Source organism: Enterobacter sp. ENT02 (genome assembly GCF_019219165.1).
GTDB lineage: Bacteria > Pseudomonadota > Gammaproteobacteria > Enterobacterales > Enterobacteriaceae > Enterobacter > Enterobacter mori.
The window spans coordinates 64,209-81,533 of sequence record NZ_JAHUWD010000005.1 but is presented as its reverse complement, the minus strand read 5'-3'; the positions used below and the strand labels follow the sequence as shown (position 1 = coordinate 81,533).

The 17,325-nt window shown below is 55.1% G+C and carries 18 protein-coding genes; 13 read left to right on the top strand and 5 right to left on the bottom strand.

All coding sequences use genetic code 11. The features are described from left to right. The first annotated feature begins 3 nt into the window (after window positions 1–3). The gene (locus KW829_RS16235; RefSeq protein WP_010427988.1) at window positions 4–240 is read left to right on the top strand and encodes a DUF2754 family protein; all 237 of its coding nucleotides are present in this window, start codon (window positions 4–6) and stop codon (window positions 238–240) included. Here the strand turns inward: KW829_RS16235 and ddlA are convergent. Further along, complete coding sequence (ddlA, locus tag KW829_RS16230; protein ID WP_218308608.1) at window positions 237–1,337, bottom strand: D-alanine--D-alanine ligase; 1,101 nt, start codon at window positions 1,335–1,337, stop codon at window positions 237–239. The two genes, KW829_RS16235 and ddlA, sit on opposite strands and share 4 nt — an antisense overlap. Window positions 1,338–1,439: 102 nt before the next feature. On the opposite strand from ddlA, the gene KW829_RS16225 reads away from it, so the two are divergent. The 6 genes from KW829_RS16225 to adrA all read left to right on the top strand — a co-directional run bounded on the left by KW829_RS16225 (window position 1,440) and on the right by adrA (window position 7,108). Beyond that, entirely contained in the window at window positions 1,440–2,123 is a 684-nt protein-coding gene (locus KW829_RS16225) for an extensin family protein (RefSeq protein ID WP_120159533.1), read from the top strand. 169 nt (window positions 2,124–2,292) lie between these two features. Then, the gene (locus KW829_RS16220) at window positions 2,293–3,507 is read left to right on the top strand and encodes a multidrug efflux MFS transporter (protein WP_010427992.1); all 1,215 of its coding nucleotides are present in this window, start codon (window positions 2,293–2,295) and stop codon (window positions 3,505–3,507) included. A 206-nt stretch (window positions 3,508–3,713) separates the two neighbouring features. Continuing rightward, window positions 3,714–3,974 (top strand): anti-adapter protein IraP, encoded by a 261-nt coding sequence (iraP, locus tag KW829_RS16215; protein WP_042716702.1) that lies wholly within the window; start codon window positions 3,714–3,716, stop codon window positions 3,972–3,974. A 99-nt stretch (window positions 3,975–4,073) separates the two neighbouring features. Beyond that, complete coding sequence (gene phoA, locus KW829_RS16210) at window positions 4,074–5,489, top strand: alkaline phosphatase (protein ID WP_089599252.1); 1,416 nt, start codon at window positions 4,074–4,076, stop codon at window positions 5,487–5,489. A 92-nt stretch (window positions 5,490–5,581) separates the two neighbouring features. Next, window positions 5,582–5,902: a phosphate starvation-inducible protein PsiF gene (gene psiF / locus KW829_RS16205; protein ID WP_010427999.1), complete on the top strand. Its 321-nt coding sequence runs from the start codon at window positions 5,582–5,584 to the stop codon at window positions 5,900–5,902. A gap of 102 nt (window positions 5,903–6,004) precedes the next feature. Beyond that, window positions 6,005–7,108: a diguanylate cyclase AdrA gene (gene adrA, locus KW829_RS16200; protein WP_218308607.1), complete on the top strand. Its 1,104-nt coding sequence runs from the start codon at window positions 6,005–6,007 to the stop codon at window positions 7,106–7,108. A gap of 16 nt (window positions 7,109–7,124) precedes the next feature. Here the strand turns inward: adrA and proC are convergent, their stop codons facing one another. After that, window positions 7,125–7,934, bottom strand: coding sequence for a pyrroline-5-carboxylate reductase (gene proC, locus KW829_RS16195; protein WP_089599254.1), 810 nt, complete (start codon window positions 7,932–7,934; stop codon window positions 7,125–7,127). A gap of 105 nt (window positions 7,935–8,039) precedes the next feature. Between proC and KW829_RS16190 the strand changes: the two genes are divergently transcribed. From KW829_RS16190 to ppnP, 5 genes are all read left to right on the top strand, one after another. Beyond that, window positions 8,040–8,498 (top strand): YaiI/YqxD family protein, encoded by a 459-nt coding sequence (locus KW829_RS16190; protein WP_010428006.1) that lies wholly within the window; start codon window positions 8,040–8,042, stop codon window positions 8,496–8,498. Window positions 8,499–8,643: 145 nt separating this feature from the next. After that, window positions 8,644–9,168: a shikimate kinase AroL gene (gene aroL, locus KW829_RS16185; protein ID WP_010428008.1), complete on the top strand. Its 525-nt coding sequence runs from the start codon at window positions 8,644–8,646 to the stop codon at window positions 9,166–9,168. A gap of 44 nt (window positions 9,169–9,212) precedes the next feature. Next, window positions 9,213–9,404, top strand: a complete 192-nt coding sequence (gene yaiA, locus KW829_RS16180) for a protein YaiA (RefSeq protein ID WP_010428011.1) — start codon at window positions 9,213–9,215, stop codon at window positions 9,402–9,404. Window positions 9,405–9,641: 237 nt separating this feature from the next. Further along, window positions 9,642–10,319 (top strand): AroM family protein, encoded by a 678-nt coding sequence (locus KW829_RS16175; RefSeq protein WP_172701348.1) that lies wholly within the window; start codon window positions 9,642–9,644, stop codon window positions 10,317–10,319. Between the two features lie 71 nt (window positions 10,320–10,390). After that, a complete protein-coding gene (gene ppnP / locus KW829_RS16170; protein ID WP_042716688.1) occupies window positions 10,391–10,678 on the top strand; it encodes a pyrimidine/purine nucleoside phosphorylase in 288 nt (95 codons plus the stop codon). Window positions 10,679–10,726: 48 nt separating this feature from the next. Here ppnP and rdgC read toward each other — a convergent pair whose 3' ends face one another. After that, on the bottom strand, window positions 10,727–11,641 hold the full coding sequence (rdgC, locus tag KW829_RS16165) for a recombination-associated protein RdgC (protein ID WP_010428018.1): 915 nt from the start codon (window positions 11,639–11,641) through the stop codon (window positions 10,727–10,729). Window positions 11,642–11,764: 123 nt separating this feature from the next. Here rdgC and mak point away from each other — a divergent pair, with 123 nt between their 5' ends. Beyond that, window positions 11,765–12,670 (top strand): fructokinase, encoded by a 906-nt coding sequence (gene mak, locus KW829_RS16160; RefSeq protein WP_218308606.1) that lies wholly within the window; start codon window positions 11,765–11,767, stop codon window positions 12,668–12,670. Between the two features lie 146 nt (window positions 12,671–12,816). Here mak and sbcC read toward each other — a convergent pair whose 3' ends face one another. Both sbcC and sbcD read right to left on the bottom strand, forming a co-directional pair. Further along, on the bottom strand, window positions 12,817–15,948 hold the full coding sequence (gene sbcC / locus KW829_RS16155) for an exonuclease subunit SbcC (RefSeq protein ID WP_218308605.1): 3,132 nt from the start codon (window positions 15,946–15,948) through the stop codon (window positions 12,817–12,819). Then, complete coding sequence (gene sbcD, locus KW829_RS16150; protein ID WP_010428024.1) at window positions 15,945–17,150, bottom strand: exonuclease subunit SbcD; 1,206 nt, start codon at window positions 17,148–17,150, stop codon at window positions 15,945–15,947. The genes sbcC and sbcD overlap by 4 nt, the downstream gene beginning before the upstream one ends. Window positions 17,151–17,325 lie beyond the last annotated feature (175 nt).

Here is a 17,325-nt window from a genome sequence, read left to right as displayed (position 1 = left end):
GTTATGAAACTCACGTCCAAACTACGCCGTGACTGGCATTACTACGCCTTTGCTATTGGGCTGATCTTTATTCTTAACGGTGTTGTGGGGCTATTGGGGTTTGAGGCAAAAGGCTGGCAAACCTATGCCGTGGGGCTGGTCACCTGGGTCATCAGTTTCTGGCTGGCAGGATTGATTATCCGCCGCCGCCCTGAAGAGACGACAGCGGAAGAGACGGAAACGGTGAAGAAAACCGATTAACCGTTTACGGAGCTTTTAAGGGCGCTGTCAGCGGCGTGACGCTCCAGCGCCAGTTCGATCAGGCGAGTGATGAGTTCCGGATAGCTCATTCCGCTGGCCTGCCACAGTTTCGGATACATGCTGATGTTGGTGAAGCCTGGCAGCGTGTTGATCTCGTTAATGACCACGTCGTTTTCCGGCGTCAGGAATACATCAACGCGAGCCATACCGCAGCAGCCCAGCGCCTGATAAGCTTCTACGGCGATCGCGCGGATCTTATCGTTGATGACCGGATCGATAACCGCAGGTACCACAACCTGCGCGCCTTTATCATCAATGTATTTGGTATCGTAAGAGTAGAAATCGCTGTTCAACACCACTTCACCGCAGGTGCTCGCCTGTGGGAAATCATTCCCCAGCACGGCGCACTCAATTTCGCGGCCTTTGATACCCTGTTCAACCACCACTTTGTGGTCAAACTCAAACGCCAGACGCACGGCGTCGGTAAATTGCGCTTCGGTGGTGACTTTGCTGACGCCAACGGAGGAGCCCTGATTCGCCGGTTTGACGAACAGCGGCAGGCCGAGCTGGCTGGAAAGCTGCGCGAAATCGAATTTCTCGCGGTTGGCGCGGGTGAGCGTGACGAACGGCGCAATATTCAGCCCGGCATCGCGCAGCAAACGCTTGGTGACGTCTTTGTCCATACAGGCGGCGGAGCCCAGCACGTCGGAGCCGACAAACGGCAGGTTCGCCATGCGCAACATCCCCTGCAAAGAGCCGTCTTCGCCCAGCGTGCCGTGCACGATAGGGAAAATAACGTCAATCTGAGCCAGCGTCTGCGCATTACCGGCGTTGATAAATTGCCCCTGAACCAGGCCTGGTACGGTCGCGACACTGGTTTCTGAAGGATTAAGGGCGATGTGCGCCGGATCGTTAGCATTGATCAGGTACTGGCTGGCATCGTTAACATGCCACTGACCCTGTTTATCAATCCCCAGCAGCACCACGTCGAAACGGCTTTTATCGATCGCATCGACAATATTTTTGGCCGATTGCAATGACACCTCGTGCTCTGCTGATTTTCCCCCAAAGACAATACCTACGCGCTGCTTTGCCATCTCACTCTCTTCCAGTCTGTCGAAAAGCCAATAACATACCACGATGCCCTGCGGGTTTCGCGGCCTTCTGCCATAATGTTTTGGGGTTATCATGGGGGGCGCGTGAAAGGAAAAAGTCTGCTAACCGTTTTCATTATTGTGGCTGTTGCAACGGCGGGTTACCGCTGGTTGCCGTCTCATTACAACCCTTTTACGCCGCTTACCCTTGACGATCCTCCCGGAAAAATCACCCAGTTTAAGCTTCGGCGCTTAACGCCGGAGGCCTGCGAAAGCCTGTTAACCGAAGCAAATCAAAGAGCGCTTATCCGCACGCAGCCGGTGGCTGACAGCGCGGGAACATGCCCGCTCAGTAACGTGGTGCGCGTGAGTAACTTCGGTCCGGTCAGCCTGAACAGCAGTTTTCTGGCCAGTTGCCCTCTGGCATTAAGCTCTGCACTGTTTGTCAGTCAGCAGGCCCGGCCGCTGACGAAAAGCTGGATGGGCAGCGAGCTTACGCGCATCGACCATCTGGGAAGCTATGCCTGTCGTAATATTTACGGCCGCCCGGATGCGCGTCGCAGTGAACATGCCACGGCAGAGGCGCTGGACATCAGCGCATTTCGGCTGGCAAACGGTGAGCGGATCACCATTCTGAGGGGGTGGTCATCGGCTAAAACTCAGCCGTGGCTTCAGGCTCTGCTGGCGGCGAGCTGTGGGTATTACGGTAACGGTCTGGGGCCAGAATATAACGCGGCCCACGCTAATCATTTCCATCTTGGGATGCGCGGCTTTGGCCTGTGTCGCTGAAGCATAATCTTTCGTCAGAAAGCGGATGATTTGTGACTTGTTTCACAAATATGATGACTGGGAAGATAAAACACCAAAGTCAGCAAGGCCGCATCTCTGGTGCGACGTCAACGCGCGTAACTTGCTAATCTGTCGGCGAATTCGCCTAAAAATGAAGACTATTTCTGTTATGGAATCCTGGAAAGTTAACCTCATCTCGGTCTGGTTCGGCTGTTTCTTTACCGGACTGGCCATTAGCCAGATTTTACCCTTTCTGCCGCTGTACGTGTCTCAGTTGGGGGTGACCTCCCATGAAGCCCTCTCTATGTGGTCAGGGTTGACGTTCAGCGTCACGTTTCTGGTTTCGGCCATCGTCTCGCCGATGTGGGGCAGCCTGGCGGACAGAAAAGGCCGCAAGCTGATGCTGCTGCGTGCATCCCTCGGTATGGCGATCGCCATTTTGCTTCAGGCCTTTGCCACCAACGTCTGGCAGCTGTTTATCCTGCGGGCAATCATGGGGCTGACTTCCGGGTATATTCCCAACGCGATGGCGCTGGTGGCCTCGCAGGTGCCGCGTGAACGTAGCGGCTGGGCGCTGAGTACGCTCTCTACCGCGCAGATTAGCGGGGTCATCGGCGGTCCGCTGCTGGGGGGCTTCCTCGCGGATCACGTGGGGCTGCGCGCGGTATTTTTCATCACCGCGATACTGCTGGTGATCAGTTTTCTGGTGACGCTTTTCCTGATCAAAGAAGGGGGCCGTCCCGTTGTCAGCAAATCAGAACGCCTGAGCGGCAGGGCGGTCTTTGCCTCGCTGCCTTATCCTGGCCTGATGATCAGCCTTTTTGTCACCACCATGGTGATCCAGCTGTGTAATGGTTCCGTCGGGCCTATTCTGGCGCTGTTTATCAAGTCGATGGAGCCAGACAGCAATAATATCGCTTTTCTCGCGGGGTTGATTGCGGCGGTGCCTGGCGTGTCGGCGCTGATCTCTGCGCCGCGGCTTGGCAAACTGGGCGACAGGATTGGCACGGCGCGCATCCTGATGGCCACGCTGATATTTGCGGTCATACTCTTTTTCGCTATGTCGTTCGTAACGACCCCGCTTCAGCTTGGCGTTCTACGCTTCTTGCTTGGTTTTGCCGATGGAGCCATGTTGCCCGCCGTGCAAACACTGCTGGTGAAATATTCCAGTGACCAGGTCACCGGGCGTATTTTTGGTTACAACCAGTCGTTTATGTATTTGGGCAACGTCGCAGGTCCGCTTATTGGTGCATCCGTTTCCGCGATGGCCGGTTTCCGTTGGGTATTTGCCGCGACGGCAGTGGTGGTATTGATAAATATTATCCAGCTGGCTATTGCACTGCGTCGTCGCAGACAATTAGCGGAGGCAAAAGGAGCCCGTTAACACTGTGGATGTATTATATATTTTTATGGCTGCCGCTTTTTTATATAACAAAAAGCGGCCTGTTGTTATAGAAAAACGTTTCGCTGCGGTGCGCGCTACGCTATTTTTGACGTAACGTCACTTTTGCATAAGATAATACTTTTCTCCTCTTTGCATAAATCATTGAGAGTGCTAATTTCAGGAAAAACCCACAAGGAAATAGCACCATGAAGAATCTCATTACTGAGTTGTTGGTTAAGCTTGCACAAAAGGAAGAAGAGTCAAAAGAATTGGTCGCCCAGGTTGAGGCGCTGGAAATAGTCGTCACCGCGCTACTCAGACATATGGCTGCCCAGGATCAACAGGCGTTAATTGACAGCATTGAAAGCGCGCTGGACAACGCCAAACCTGATTCACAGGTTCCACCTGAGGACGCCGAAATGCTCCATCAATACATAAAAAAGCTGTTAAGGCATCCGCGCAGCTAAACTGTCACAATGCGTGACGGGCTGTCATAGAAATGTCATGCCGGTTGCCTATAGTCGCTCTGTTTTTATTTTTATGTATTTGTACATGGAGAAAATAAAGTGAAACAGAGCGCGCTTTTTATCGCATTAATCCCACTGTTATTTGCCCCCGCTATTCACGCTGAAACCGCGAATATGAACGTCCTCGAACATCGTGCTGCGCAGGGAGATATCACCCAGCCCGGTGGTGCGCGCCGTCTCTCAGAGGATCAGACTGCCGCCATTCGAGCTTCTCTGAATGAAAACCCCGCTAAAAATATTATTCTGCTGATTGGCGACGGAATGGGGGATTCCGAAATTACGGCGGCGAGAAATTATGCCGAAGGGGCGGGTGGCTATTTTAAAGGCATCGATGCGCTGCCTCTGACGGGACAATATACCCATTACTCGCTGGATAAAAAAACCGGTAAACCGGATTACGTCACGGATTCAGCCGCATCAGCAACGGCGTGGGCAACCGGTGTGAAAACCTATAATGGCGCGCTGGGCGTCGATATTCACGAGAAAGATCATCAAACCATTCTGGAAATGGCGAAAGCGGCGGGGCTGGCAACCGGCAACGTCTCTACCGCTGAGCTTCAGGATGCCACCCCGGCCGCGTTGATGTCGCACGTGACCTCGCGGAAATGCTATGGCCCGTCGGTGACCCGCGAAAAATGTCCGACCAATGCGCTGGAAAACGGCGGTAAAGGCTCGATTACAGAACAGATGCTGAACGCGCGCCCTGACGTGACGCTGGGCGGTGGGGCGAAAACCTTTGCCGAAACGGCGACGGCCGGTGAGTGGCAGGGTAAAACGCTGCGCGAGCAGGCGCAGGCGCGCGGCTATCAGCTGGTAAGCGATGCGGCTTCTCTGGCGGCGATTACCGAAGCAAACCAGGACAAACCGCTGCTGGGACTTTTCTCTGACGGCAACATGCCGGTGCGCTGGGAAGGGCCAAAAGCCTCGTACCACGGCAATATCGATAAGCCAGCGGTGACCTGTACGCCAAACCCGAAACGGAATGACAGCGTTCCTACGCTGGCGGCGATGACGGACAAAGCCATCTCTCTGCTGAGCAAGAGCGAAAAAGGCTTCTTCCTGCAGGTAGAAGGGGCGTCAATCGATAAGCAAGACCACGCGGCGAACCCGTGCGGGCAGATTGGCGAAACGGTGGATCTCGACGAAGCGGTGCAAAAAGCGCTCGAGTTTGCGAAGAAAGACGGTAACACGCTGGTGGTGGTCACCGCTGACCATGCGCATTCCAGCCAGATTATCCCTCCCGATACCAAAGCACCGGGTCTGACGCAGGCGCTGACGACCAAAGACGGTGCCGTGATGGTGATGAGCTATGGCAATTCTGAAGAAGAGTCTATGGAACATACCGGCACACAGCTGCGCATCGCGGCGTACGGCCCACATGCTGCGAACGTGGTGGGTTTGACTGACCAGACCGATCTTTTCTACACCATGAAGGCCGCGCTGGGGCTGAAATAAGTTCGTCACCCGGCGGAAATCGTGGCTGCCGGGTGGTATTTTCCCCGTCACGAACCAGACTTAGAGTGGAAATTCACATAAAGGATAGTGCAATGAAAACGACAATACTGGTTACCTTACTCTCAGGCGTGTTCTTAATGGCTTCTGCGAATGCGGAAGAAAAGACCTTAACGCCCCAACAGCAGCGTATGACAACCTGTAATCAACAGGCGACCTCGCAATCTCTGAAGGGCGATGCCCGTAAGACCTACATGAGCGACTGCCTTAAAAACGGTGCCTCGAAACCGGATGAAAAAAGCCTGACGCCGCAGCAGCAAAAAATGCGCGAGTGTAATGCGAAGGCAACCGAGCAGTCCCTGAAAGGGGATGACCGCAGTAAGTTCATGAGCGCCTGTCTGAAGAAAAAAGTGTAGTTCTAACGGGTGAGTTGCCGTCGCGGCTCACCCGAAATTTCATACTTTCCCCGAAATCCCCCTCTCTATAATTTGGGAAAATGTTTCAGAATATTCCCAAAAATGATGAATGATGAAATCTATTACAACAAAGAGAGCATTCAGGAAGAGTGGAATAAACATCTTTCTCAGGATGACTCACACCGCTCCGGGATACGATTTTGCCGGCGGATCCGGCTGGCGCGCGTGGTGGGGCTGGCAGCCATGTTTTTCCCGATTGCGGGTGTGCTGGTTACCCATTTTCTCCCAGGCGGCTGGTGGTTATTGTTGGTGGGGTGGGCCTTCGTCTGGCCACATCTCGCCTGGCAACTTGCCTGCCGCTCATCCCAACCGTTTTGCAGTGAAATCGTTAACCTGAAGGTAGATGCAATCATCGCCGGTGTCTGGATTGGCCTGATGGGCCTGAATGCACTGCCCACGGCGGCGCTGATCATGATGATCGGCATGAATATGATGGGATCGGGCGGTTTTCGGCTGTTTATTGCCGGTATTATCATTACCTTGTTTTCCGCTATGGTCACGCTGCAGCTGAACGGCAGCATGATTACGCTTTACTCTGAGCCGCTGGAGTGGTGGCTGACGCTACCGGTTCTGATACTGTACCCGATGCTGTTTGCCTGGGTCAGTCACCGGACGGCGGTTCGGCTGGCTGAGCATAAACGGCGGCTTGAGCTAATGAGCACGCGCGACGGGATGACGGGGGTGTTCAATCGCCGCCACTGGGAAACGCTTTTGCGCAATGAATATGAGCAATGCCGTCGCAGCCATCAAACGGCGACAATATTGCTCATCGACATTGATCACTTTAAGAGCATTAACGATACATGGGGCCATGACGTCGGCGATGAAGCGATAGTGGCTATCACCCGCCAGCTGCAGTTGACGCTACGCTCGTGTGATTTTATTGGCCGTTTTGGTGGCGATGAATTTGCCGTGATTATGTCCGGTACGCCTGCGGAAAGTGCCATTGCCGCGATGTCCCGCGTACACGAACGTCTGGTCAACATGCCGCTACCCGGAGCCCCTTCAGAAAGGATCCGTATTAGCGTCGGGGTTGCTCCCTGGGGACCGCAATTCGGACACTACCGCGAATGGTTAAAAGCAGCAGATGTTGCCCTCTATAAAGCGAAAAATGCCGGACGAAGCCGCACCGAAGTGGCAGCCTGACGCCCGGCTCTGTTTATCAGGATTTACTCAGCTTCTCTGATTTTTCCATGCATTTTGCCATCGCCTCGATGACGGCAGCACGGAATCCGCGCTCTTCCAGCACGCGCACGGCTTCAATCGTTGTGCCGCCCGGAGAGCAGACCATATCCTTCAGTTCACCCGGATGTTTACCCGTCTCCAGCACCATTTTGGCAGAGCCCATGACGGCCTGCGCGGCAAATTTATACGCCTGCGCGCGCGGCATACCGCCCAGCACCGCAGCATCCGCCATCGCTTCAATAAACATAAAGACATACGCGGGGGCCGAACCGCTTACGCCGACAACCGGATGGATCATCGCTTCAGAAATGACTTCTGCCTCACCGAAGCAGCGGAAAATGTTCAGGACATCCGCCACGTCTTCGGCGGTGACCAGCGCGTTAGGGGTGATAGATGTCATCCCGGCGTTGACCAGAGAAGGGGTATTTGGCATTGCGCGGACGATTTTACGGTCGTGACCGAGCGCGCGAGCCAGCTGGTCGAGCGTCACACCGGCGGCAATGGACACCACCAGCGTCTCTTTATTCAGACTGGAGGTGATATCGCTCAGCACTTTGATCATGATATTCGGCTTCACGGCACCAAAGACGATATCCGCGACCTGGGCGACGTCCTGTGCGCTTTCGGCGGCGTTGATACCGTACTCATCATGCAACGCCGCGACTTTATCCGGTGATGGGGTATAGACCCAAATCTGTCCCGGCAGTACCTGCCCGCTGGCGATCAGGCCACCCAGGATGGCTTTGCCCATGTTACCGCAGCCGATAAACCCGATTTTCTTGTCCATCACGTCTCTCCGTTATTATGCGTTGTTATCTCTGATTGATAGGCTTATAGCTTAACAACGAAAAGCAGGCGACAATAGCCGTCAATGCGATACAAGGGTGACAATATGGCGATTTGGGTTGATGCGGATGCCTGTCCGAATGTGATTAAAGAGATTTTGTTCCGCGCCGCCGAGCGCGTACAGATGCCATTAACGCTGGTGGCGAACCAGAATATCCGCGTGCCGCCCTCCCGGTTCATCCGCTCTTTGCGCGTACCGGCCGGGTTCGATGTGGCGGATAATGAGATTGTGCGTCTGTGCAGCGCCGAGGATTTAGTGATCACGGCGGATATTCCCCTGGCCGCAGAAGTGCTGGAGAAAGGGGCGGCAGCGCTGAACCCGCGTGGTGAACGTTATTCGCCGTCGACCATTCGCGAAAAGCTCACCATGCGCGATTTTATGGACACCATGCGCGCCAGCGGCGTGCAGACTGGCGGGCCTGATAGCCTGTCTCAGCGTGACCGTCAGCAGTTTGCTGCCGAGCTGGATAAATGGCTGCTGGAAGTGAAGCGCCGCACGGCGTAATGATAACCATTGTCAAAATGTGGTACAGTGTGGCCTCCACAGGGTTGTCATCCCGTACCGCTTTGCAGTAAAGTAAACGCAACATCTTCTGCAATCATTTCTTTACAGTCTTCAGCCTTCCGGCATCAAGGGGAAACACCTGGTTATGAACCCACCCATCTTTTTAGTTGGCCCTCGAGGCTGTGGGAAAACCACCGTTGGCCTGGAACTGGCGCGCGTGTGCCAGAGTCAATTTGTTGATACCGATCACTGGCTTCAGGAACATGCGGCTCAAACCATCGCAGAGATTGTCGAAAAAGAGGGCTGGGAGAGCTTTCGTGCGCGTGAAACCGCCGCGCTGGAAGCGGTAACGTCACCTGCAACTATCATTGCAACGGGTGGGGGCATTATCCTGGCGGAGTACAACCGGCAGTTTATGCGCGAAAAAGGGATTGTGATTTATCTCTGCGCGGCGGTCTCTACCCTTGTTGGACGTCTTGAAGCGTTTCCGGAAGAAGGGCAGCGTCCTGCGCTGACCGCGAAGCCGCTCAGCGAAGAAGTGAGTGAGGTGCTTGCGGAACGCGATGCGTTATACCGCGAGGCGGCACACCACGTTGTGGATGCCTCTGCTTCACCTGAAGAGGTTGTTATTCAGATTATTACCGCCCTTCGTTTGGCCTGCGCCAGCTAACTGCCGTCTATACTCATAGCTCAGACATAAAAAAAGGATGAGCTATGCCAACCAGACCTCCCTATCCGCGTGAAGCACGCATTGTTACCGTTGAAAAGGGTCATGCCGACCATACCGTGACCTGGTATCAGCTGCGTGCCGATCACCCCAAACCCGATTCGCTGATCAGCGAACATGAAACCGAACAAGAAGCGCTGGATGCGAAACGGCGTTACGAAGATCCCGATAAGTCCTGATTAAATTCCTAAACCACGCAAAACCGTGCCTGAATCACACTTTTAACGCATCGTGAATGTTAAGCACGGGTTAATATTTAGTTATTACAGGGTGATTCGGCATGGGCCTGGGATCTTTACATTTCGGTGCAGAGATCCCCTGCTACGCTTGGTGCTGTTTTGTTGAAAAAACGAACGGTGCAGCGTAGTGAGCCTGTACCTGTGTAACGGTTGTGGTAGTAATGGAAGGCGATCAAAATGAAGGCGACATTGGCGATCCTCACTATTGGTGTGGTCCCTGTAAGCGAAGTATTACCGCTCTTAACCGAGCATGTCTCTGAGCAACAGATCGCTCATCTTAGCCTGTTGGGTAAGATGAGTCGTGAAGAGGTCATGGAAGACTACGCGGTGGATGAAGGGGAAGATCCCCTCGCGACGTTATTAAGTGACGGTAAACTGGCGCATGTGTCACGCCAGAAAATCGAGCGCGCGCTTCAGGGTGTTATTGAAGTGCTCGATAATCAGGGTTATGACGTCATTTTATTAATGAGCACGGCACCGATAACAGGACTGGTTGCGCGTAATGCGATTTTGCTGGAACCGATGAGAATTATTCCGCCGCTGGTGGCCTCGATTGTCGACGGTCATCAGGTGGGGGTCATTGTTCCCATCGAGGAACTCATGGATAACCAGGAGGCAAAATGGCAGGTGCTGGAAAAAGTCCCGCTGTATGCGCTGGCTAATCCGTTCTGGGACAGTGAAGCGGCGCTCATTGCCGCAGGACGGGAGCTGATGGAGAGAGGCGCGGATGTGTTGATTCTGGACTGCCTCGGCTTCCATCAGCACCATCGCGATTTACTGCAAAAAGCACTCGATATACCGGTGCTGTTGTCCAATGTTCTGATGGCGCGTCTGGCGTCTGAATTACTGGTGTAATGATTTTGCGTGACAGGCCATGAGCATGGCCCCTATAGTGGATTTTTATCTATAAATATAAGGGCCAGTTCATGCTTCAAAGTAACGAATACTTTTCCGGTAAAGTGAAATCCATCGGTTTTACCAGCAGCAGCACTGGCCGCGCCAGTGTCGGCGTTATGGCGGAAGGGGAATATACCTTTGGCACTGCGGAAGCAGAAGAGATGACGGTTGTTAGCGGTGCGCTGAACGTCTTACTGCCGGGTGAAACGGAATGGAAAGTTTACGCTGCCGGGCAAGTATTCAACGTCCCTGCCCACAGTGAATTCCATCTGCAGGTTGCTGAGCCTACCTCTTATCTGTGCCGCTATCTGAAATAAAAAATAAGCCGGGTGGCGTTAACGCTTACCCGGCCTACGTTTTGTCTGTTATCTCTGCGCTTCGCCGCCGAGACCTTCCACCAGATTCTGAATCAACGCGGCCAGCTCGCCGGTCATCAGGATGAAGTCCGCGTCAAAACGCTGGGCATAATCTTCCCGGTCGATATCTTCGTTCTGATCGCGCAGCTCATCGCAGAACTTGAGGCGTTTCACCGAGCCGTCATCGCACATCATGAACTGAATGCGCTGCTGCCAGTCGAGGGCCAGCTTGGTCACGACTTTGCCCGCTTCAATGTGTACGGCGATCTCGTCGCTCACCAGATCCTGCTTTTTCGCGCGGATCACACCGCCATCTTCCAGCAGGGCTTTCAGCTCCGCTTCATCCAGGATCTGGAAACCTTGCGCAGCAGTCCCGCTGCGTACCCACTCGGTCAGAGTCAGCTCAATCGGCGTTTCCAGCGCCAGCGGAACGACCGGTAAAGAGCCGATGCTTTTGCGCAGCAGGGCCAGCGTGTCTTCTGCTTTCTTGGCGCTGGCGCAGTCCACCATGATCAGCCCGTTTACGGTGTCGATCCACATCATGGTCTGGCTGAAGCGGCTGAACGCGCGAGGCAGCAGGGAGTGCAGCACTTCGTCTTTCAGCGAATCTTTTTCGGTCTTTTTCAGCTTGCGACCCTGTTCGGCTTCCAGCTTGAAAATTTTCGCTTCGAGCGCCTGCTTGACGACCGGCGTAGGGAGGATTTTTTCCTCTTTACGCGCACAAACGATGATTTGACCGGTGCTGCTGGCGTGGGTCAGGGCATCGCTTTGTGAACCCATTGGCGGAACCCAACCGGTTTTTGCCATATCCTGGCTACCGCAAGGGGAAAAGGTGTAAGCGGCTAACTGTTTTTCCATCTCTTCTGCACGCAGCGAAACGTCGCGGCTGAGACGGTAAACCATCAAATTTTTGAACCACAGCATGATAATTTCCACGGCCTTGTCGTTAAATCAGCGGGCATGATAACGAATTGTCGCATCGCTTGCATTGCTAATCGGGTAGGCGGCTTCTACTCTGTTGATAATCAAAATAATGAGGAGTCTCTTGTGCGTATTGGGATCGATTTAGGCGGCACCAAAACTGAAGTGATTGCGTTGAGCGAGCAGGGGGAACAGCTGTTTCGCCACCGCTTGCCTACGCCGCGTGATGATTATCACCAGACTATCGAGACGATTGCCCGGCTGGTCGAGATGGCCGAGCAGGCAACAGGGCAGACGGGCAGCGTTGGAATGGGGATCCCCGGGTCGATCTCGCCGTACACCGGCGTGGTGAAAAACGCCAACTCTACGTGGCTCAACGGCCAGCCGTTTGATAAAGATTTGAGTGCGCGTCTTAAACGCGATGTGCGTCTGGCTAACGATGCCAACTGTCTGGCGGTATCGGAAGCTATCGACGGTGCAGCTGCAGGCGCCCAGACCGTTTTTGCGGTCATTATCGGTACGGGCTGCGGCGCGGGTGTGGCCTTCGGCGGTCGCGCCCACATTGGCGGCAACGGCACGGCGGGCGAGTGGGGGCATAATCCATTACCGTGGATGGACGAAGACGAACTTAACTATCGCACGGAAGTGCCGTGCTACTGCGGAAAGCAGGGCTGTATCGAGACCTTTATTTCCGGTACGGGGTTTGCTACGGACTACCATCGCCTGAGCGGGCAGCCGCTGAAGGGGAATGAGATTATGCGTCTGGTTGAAGAACAGGATCCGGTCGCAGAACTGGCGCTTAGCCGGTATGAAATGCGGCTGGCGAAATCGCTGGCGCACGTGGTTAACATTCTCGACCCGGATGTGATCGTGCTTGGCGGTGGGATGAGCAACGTTGACCGGCTGTACGCCACGGTGCCGAATCTGGTCAGGCAATGGGTCTTCGGCGGAGAGTGTGAAACCCCGATCCGCAAAGCGGTGCATGGGGATTCCAGCGGCGTGCGCGGCGCGGCGTGGCTGTGGCCAGAATAAACGTTTTTTCCCTCTCCCCGTGGGAGAGGGCCAGGGTGAGGCAAGGTAAAAGCAAAACAGCAACGCAAGTTGCTGTTTTTGATGTTTGTACCCTCTCCCCGTGGGAGAGGGCCAGGGTGAGGGCACCAGACCTCACCGCCCCCCATTTATTCCACCGCAAACACCTTATCCAGCCTGCTATACCCCAGCCCGTTTATCTTCTTCACCTTGATCTGCACCGGAATGCGCTCTTTCATCGCTTCAACGTGGCTGATCACGCCGATGGTTTTGCCGGTGGCGTTCAGCGCGTCGAGCGCATCCAGCGCGGTATCCAGCGTTTCGCTGTCCAGCGTGCCGAATCCTTCGTCGAGGAACAGGGAATCGATCCGCGTCTTGTGACTCACTAAATCCGACAGCGCCAGGGCCAGCGCCAGGCTCACCAGGAAGCTTTCGCCGCCCGAGAGCGTACGGGTATCGCGCACCGCGTCCGCCTGCCAGGTATCGACCACTTCCAGCTCCAGCGCATCGCTGACTTTCCGCTGAAGCAGATAGCGTCCGTGCAGGCGATTAAGCTGTTGATTAGCGAGCCAGACCAGATTATCCAGCGTCAGCCCCTGAGCGAATTTACGGAATCGGTCGCCGGTGCTGGAGCCAATCAGGGAGTTCAGATAGCCCCAGTCGTCCGCCAGGCGCGCGGCCTCTTCTATTTGCTGCATAAGCGCCTGCTGGTGCAGACGGTTATCGCTGTCCTGCTTGAGCTGCTGGCGGATCTCACCCTGATGCGTAGTGTTCTCACGAAGTTGATGTGCCAGTTGCTGCAATTGCGTTTGTAATGTTTGAACATCGGCGTCCAGCCCTTCCGGACGCAGCGCCTGATGGTCCTCTCGCTGCCGGGTCGCTTGCGCGGAGAGCGCTGTCGCCTGCTGTACCTGGTTTTCCAGCGTCTGCTTTAGCTGCTCAAGTCGTCGAACGGTGTCGGCATCCAGCAGCGCAGAAAGGAACGCGTCTTGATCCTCAAAACAACTTTCCGCCAGTGCCGTGGCGAATTGCGCCTGTGACTGCTGCAAACGTTCGTTCTCCAGCGCCTCCTGCTGTTGCTGCGCGGTAAGCTGACTTTGCAGCGACACGCATTCGTCATGAATTTCGCGCCAGTTCGCGGGGATCGCCGTTTCGGCTTCAGTGGCCTCCGTTGCCGGAAGGGTATCGAGCAGCGGCGTCAGGGCGTTAATACGTTCCAGCGTCGCGCCATGCTGGGTCTGTTTCTCCTGCCACTGCGCGTATTCGCTTTCACGTGAGGCGAGCCAGACGGATTCAGTGCCTGCATCCGGAATACCCAGCGACAGCGTATGCAGGGACGTTTCCACTGCCTGACGCGTCGCCGCCAGCTGTTGCTGGTATTGACGCTCCTGTTCTTCCTGCTCGCTAAGCTGGGTTTGTAGGGTCAAACGCTGGCTGAGCTGATAAAGCTGCTGCTCGTAGTGCTCCTGCTCGCTCATCCAGGGGGCAATATCCTCCTGAATATTCAGCGTAATATTCAGAGAAGCACACACTTCCAGCCACTCTTTAGTGAGCGCTTGCTCTTCCTGAGAGAGCGCCTGCGCTTCGTCTGTCTCGCGTTGGATCTGCTGTGACAGGGCGTTAACCTGGCCGAGAACTAACAAACCTTCGTCTTTAAGTGCGGCGACCTCTTTAGCTAACTGATCGCGGCGGCGTTGATTTTCACTGAGTTCCAGCGCCTGGTATGCCGTCACGGCCGGATGGGTAGTGGAGCCGCACAGCGGGCAAGGTAGCCCGGCCTGGAGTTGAGCACGCTCCGCCTCAAGGCTTTTGATTTTCTCTTCCTGCCTGCAGAGTGTTTCAACGTCCAGATAGTGCTGGTTTTTTTCTTTATACTGCTGGCGGCGCTGTGCCAGCGTTTCGTTAAGCGCGACCAGCCCGGTCTGTGCTTTTTGGACGCTTTCGGCGTTCTGACGCTGACGTTTTTGCAGCGGTTGATAGCGGGCATGGAGAGCGGTCAGGCGCTGGCGCGCAGACCGGGTTTGCGCCCGTTGCTCCATCGCCATTGCGACCTCGTCAGCCGTCAGCGTGAGAGAACTTTCTGGCAGACCCGTCAGCTTATGGCGTAATTCAGTGATGCGCGCAGCAAGCGTAGTCAGCTGATTTTTATCGCGATTTAGCTGAGAGAAGTGAGCCCGCCAGCCTGCAATCTCCTGGCCCCACAGGCGGTACCGATCGTGGTCTGTCAGCCACTGTGCCAGTGCCGCCAGTTCTGTCTGAAGCTGCGTATGAGTATGCAAAGCGCCGTTGCGGATCCGCGAGCGCAAGGCGGTTTTTTCCAGTAAGCGAGTATTTACTTCAACAATACGCTGCTTTGTTTGCGCCAGGCGTGATGCCTGTTCTTGCTGATGTTCCCACAGCGGGCGGAGCTGGGACGCGGGTTGCGCGAGCTGGAGCTTTGCCAGATCGGGGGCTGCATCAGTCAGCGCCTGTTGCGTCTGCTGCTGTAAGGTCGCGGCGCGCTGCTGTTCGCGGATAAGCTCTTCGCTGCGCGTAAGCCACTGAAATTCTTTCTGATGGTTCTGCTGCTGCGCCAGCAGGGTTTTCTCTTCGTCAGTAAGTGCCTGCAAACTTTGCTGCAACTGCTGCTGCTGTTCTTCACTCAACAGGACAACGCCCGCCGCTTGCGCTTCGCACATCTCAAGCGCATTGCGCGCGGCTTTGTGTTTTTCAAACACCATGGCGGAAATCTGGCCGTAGATCTCGGTGCCGGTAAGTTCCTCGAGTAGCTCCGCGCGATCGCTCGGTTTGGCATTCAGGAAGGCGGCAAACTGTCCCTGAGAGAGCAGCATCGAGCGGGTAAAACGGCCGTAGTCCAGCCCGGTAAGTGCTGCCGTTTGTTCCAGTTTATCCGTCACTTTGTCGGCAAGGATTTTTCCGTCCTCGCAGCGTGCCAGCTCCACGCGCGGGGCCTGCAGGTTCCCGTCAGGCTGATTGCGCGCACGGTTCTGGCTCCAGAACGCGCGATAGGCGATGCCCTTTACCTCGAACTCCACTTCCGCCAGGCACTCGGCGGTGTCGCGCGTCATCAGGTCGTTTTGCGCCTGAGAGACCTTTTGCAGTCGTGGCGTTTCGTGGTAAAGCGCCAGGCAGATGGCGTCGAGCAGGGTGGTTTTCCCGGCACCGGTGGCACCGGTAATGGCAAACAGCCCATTGCTGGCAAACGGCTCAGCGGTAAAGTCGATTTTCCACTCGCCCTTGAGCGAGTTCAGGTTTTTCAGGCGCAGGCTGAGAATTTTCATGCATTTTCTCCCTCATCGTTAAGCGCATGCAGGGTATGCGTGAACAGCTCGTTGAGCCTTACTCGCTTCGCGTCGTCAATCTCTTCCTGAGACAACCGGCGCTCAAACACCTCTTCGACCCGCAGTTCACTGAGCGTTTCACGCTGCGCACCTGACAGAATTTTCTCGCGCTGCTCCCGGCTGCGGCGAACCAGTAAGACCTCGACGGGCAGATCCTCCGTCAGCACCTGAATTTTTCTTTGCATATCATGCAGGTAGTCATCGGTGGTGATTTCGATATCCAGCCAGACGGGCGGAACCTGCTCGACACCACGCCACTGCTCAAGCTGTTCAGTGATGGCCGCCAGATCGCCTTTTAGCACCGCCAGCGGCTGGGTGACGGGCACGTCCAGCGTCTCGACAGCGCTGAGTTTTCCGTCGGTAAAACTGACCAGATGCACGGATTTGGCTTTGCCTGTTTCATCGAAGCTGAGTGAAATGGGCGAGCCGCAATAGCGGATATGCTCGCAGCCGCCGACGATCTGCGCGCGGTGAATGTGCCCGAGCGCGATGTAGTCGGCAGGCGGGAAGTTCTGCGCCGGGAAGGCATCCAGCGTGCCGATATAGATGTCACGTACGGCGTCACTTTTACTGGCACCAACGGTGGTGAGATGCCCGGTCGCAATCACCGGGATTGCCGCTTCGCCGCGCAAGGCGCAGGCATCGGTATGCTGCTGGTGATAATAATCAGTGATAGCCTGTAATAAATGCTGTTGCTTTTCGCCGCCGGAAAGTCCCGCCTGGCTTTGTACGATATCGCGCGGGCGCAAAAACGGAATGGGGCACAGCACGGCACCCGGCGTGCCGTCACGTTTTTTCAGGATCTGCGGGGCATGTCCGGCGCTGGCCACCACGGTGGTATTGAGAAACGCCAGAATATCGCGGGATTCATTCAGCGTGGCCACAGAATCGTGGTTTCCGGCGACAATCACCAGATGGCAGCCGGTCTGCTGCAGATTCACCACGAAACGGTTATAGAGCTCACGCGCATAGCTCGGTGGGGAACCGGTATCGAAGATGTCACCCGCGACAATAATCGCATCGACGTCATGCGATTGTGCCGTCTCCAGCAGCCAGTTCAGGAAGGCTTCGTGTTCCGCCGCCCGGCTTTTGCTGTAAAAGTTTTGACCCAGATGCCAGTCTGAAGTGTGAAGTATGCGCATAGCTGATCCGTGGCGAAAAGAGTTGATGGCGATTATAAACTCTCAGGGGATGGAAAATAACCGCTGTAATAAAACAACAGTTTGCCATTTATGGTGGTAATGTTTTTCATAAATCTGTCATAAATCTGACGCATAATGACGCCGCATTACAAACTTGTAACTTAAATAAGATAAG

Excerpts from the sequence above, each read along its gene's own strand:
- ppnP (WP_042716688.1), top strand. The coding sequence starts at position 10,391 with ATGCTTCAAAGTAACGAATACTTTTCCGGTAAAGTGAAATCCATCGGT.
- ddlA (WP_218308608.1), bottom strand. The coding sequence starts at position 1,337 with ATGGCAAAGCAGCGCGTAGGTATTGTCTTTGGGGGAAAATCAGCAGAG.
- rdgC (WP_010428018.1), bottom strand. The coding sequence starts at position 11,641 with ATGCTGTGGTTCAAAAATTTGATGGTTTACCGTCTCAGCCGCGACGTT.
- proC (WP_089599254.1), bottom strand. The coding sequence starts at position 7,934 with ATGGACAAGAAAATCGGGTTTATCGGCTGCGGTAACATGGGCAAAGCC.
- aroL (WP_010428008.1), top strand. The coding sequence starts at position 8,644 with ATGAACCCACCCATCTTTTTAGTTGGCCCTCGAGGCTGTGGGAAAACC.
- iraP (WP_042716702.1), top strand. The coding sequence starts at position 3,714 with ATGAAGAATCTCATTACTGAGTTGTTGGTTAAGCTTGCACAAAAGGAA.
- KW829_RS16190 (WP_010428006.1), top strand. The coding sequence starts at position 8,040 with ATGGCGATTTGGGTTGATGCGGATGCCTGTCCGAATGTGATTAAAGAG.
- KW829_RS16235 (WP_010427988.1), top strand. The coding sequence starts at position 4 with ATGAAACTCACGTCCAAACTACGCCGTGACTGGCATTACTACGCCTTT.
- yaiA (WP_010428011.1), top strand. The coding sequence starts at position 9,213 with ATGCCAACCAGACCTCCCTATCCGCGTGAAGCACGCATTGTTACCGTT.
- sbcC (WP_218308605.1), bottom strand. The coding sequence starts at position 15,948 with ATGAAAATTCTCAGCCTGCGCCTGAAAAACCTGAACTCGCTCAAGGGC.
- KW829_RS16220 (WP_010427992.1), top strand. The coding sequence starts at position 2,293 with ATGGAATCCTGGAAAGTTAACCTCATCTCGGTCTGGTTCGGCTGTTTC.
- adrA (WP_218308607.1), top strand. The coding sequence starts at position 6,005 with ATGATGAATGATGAAATCTATTACAACAAAGAGAGCATTCAGGAAGAG.
- KW829_RS16175 (WP_172701348.1), top strand. The coding sequence starts at position 9,642 with ATGAAGGCGACATTGGCGATCCTCACTATTGGTGTGGTCCCTGTAAGC.
- psiF (WP_010427999.1), top strand. The coding sequence starts at position 5,582 with ATGAAAACGACAATACTGGTTACCTTACTCTCAGGCGTGTTCTTAATG.
- sbcD (WP_010428024.1), bottom strand. The coding sequence starts at position 17,150 with ATGCGCATACTTCACACTTCAGACTGGCATCTGGGTCAAAACTTTTAC.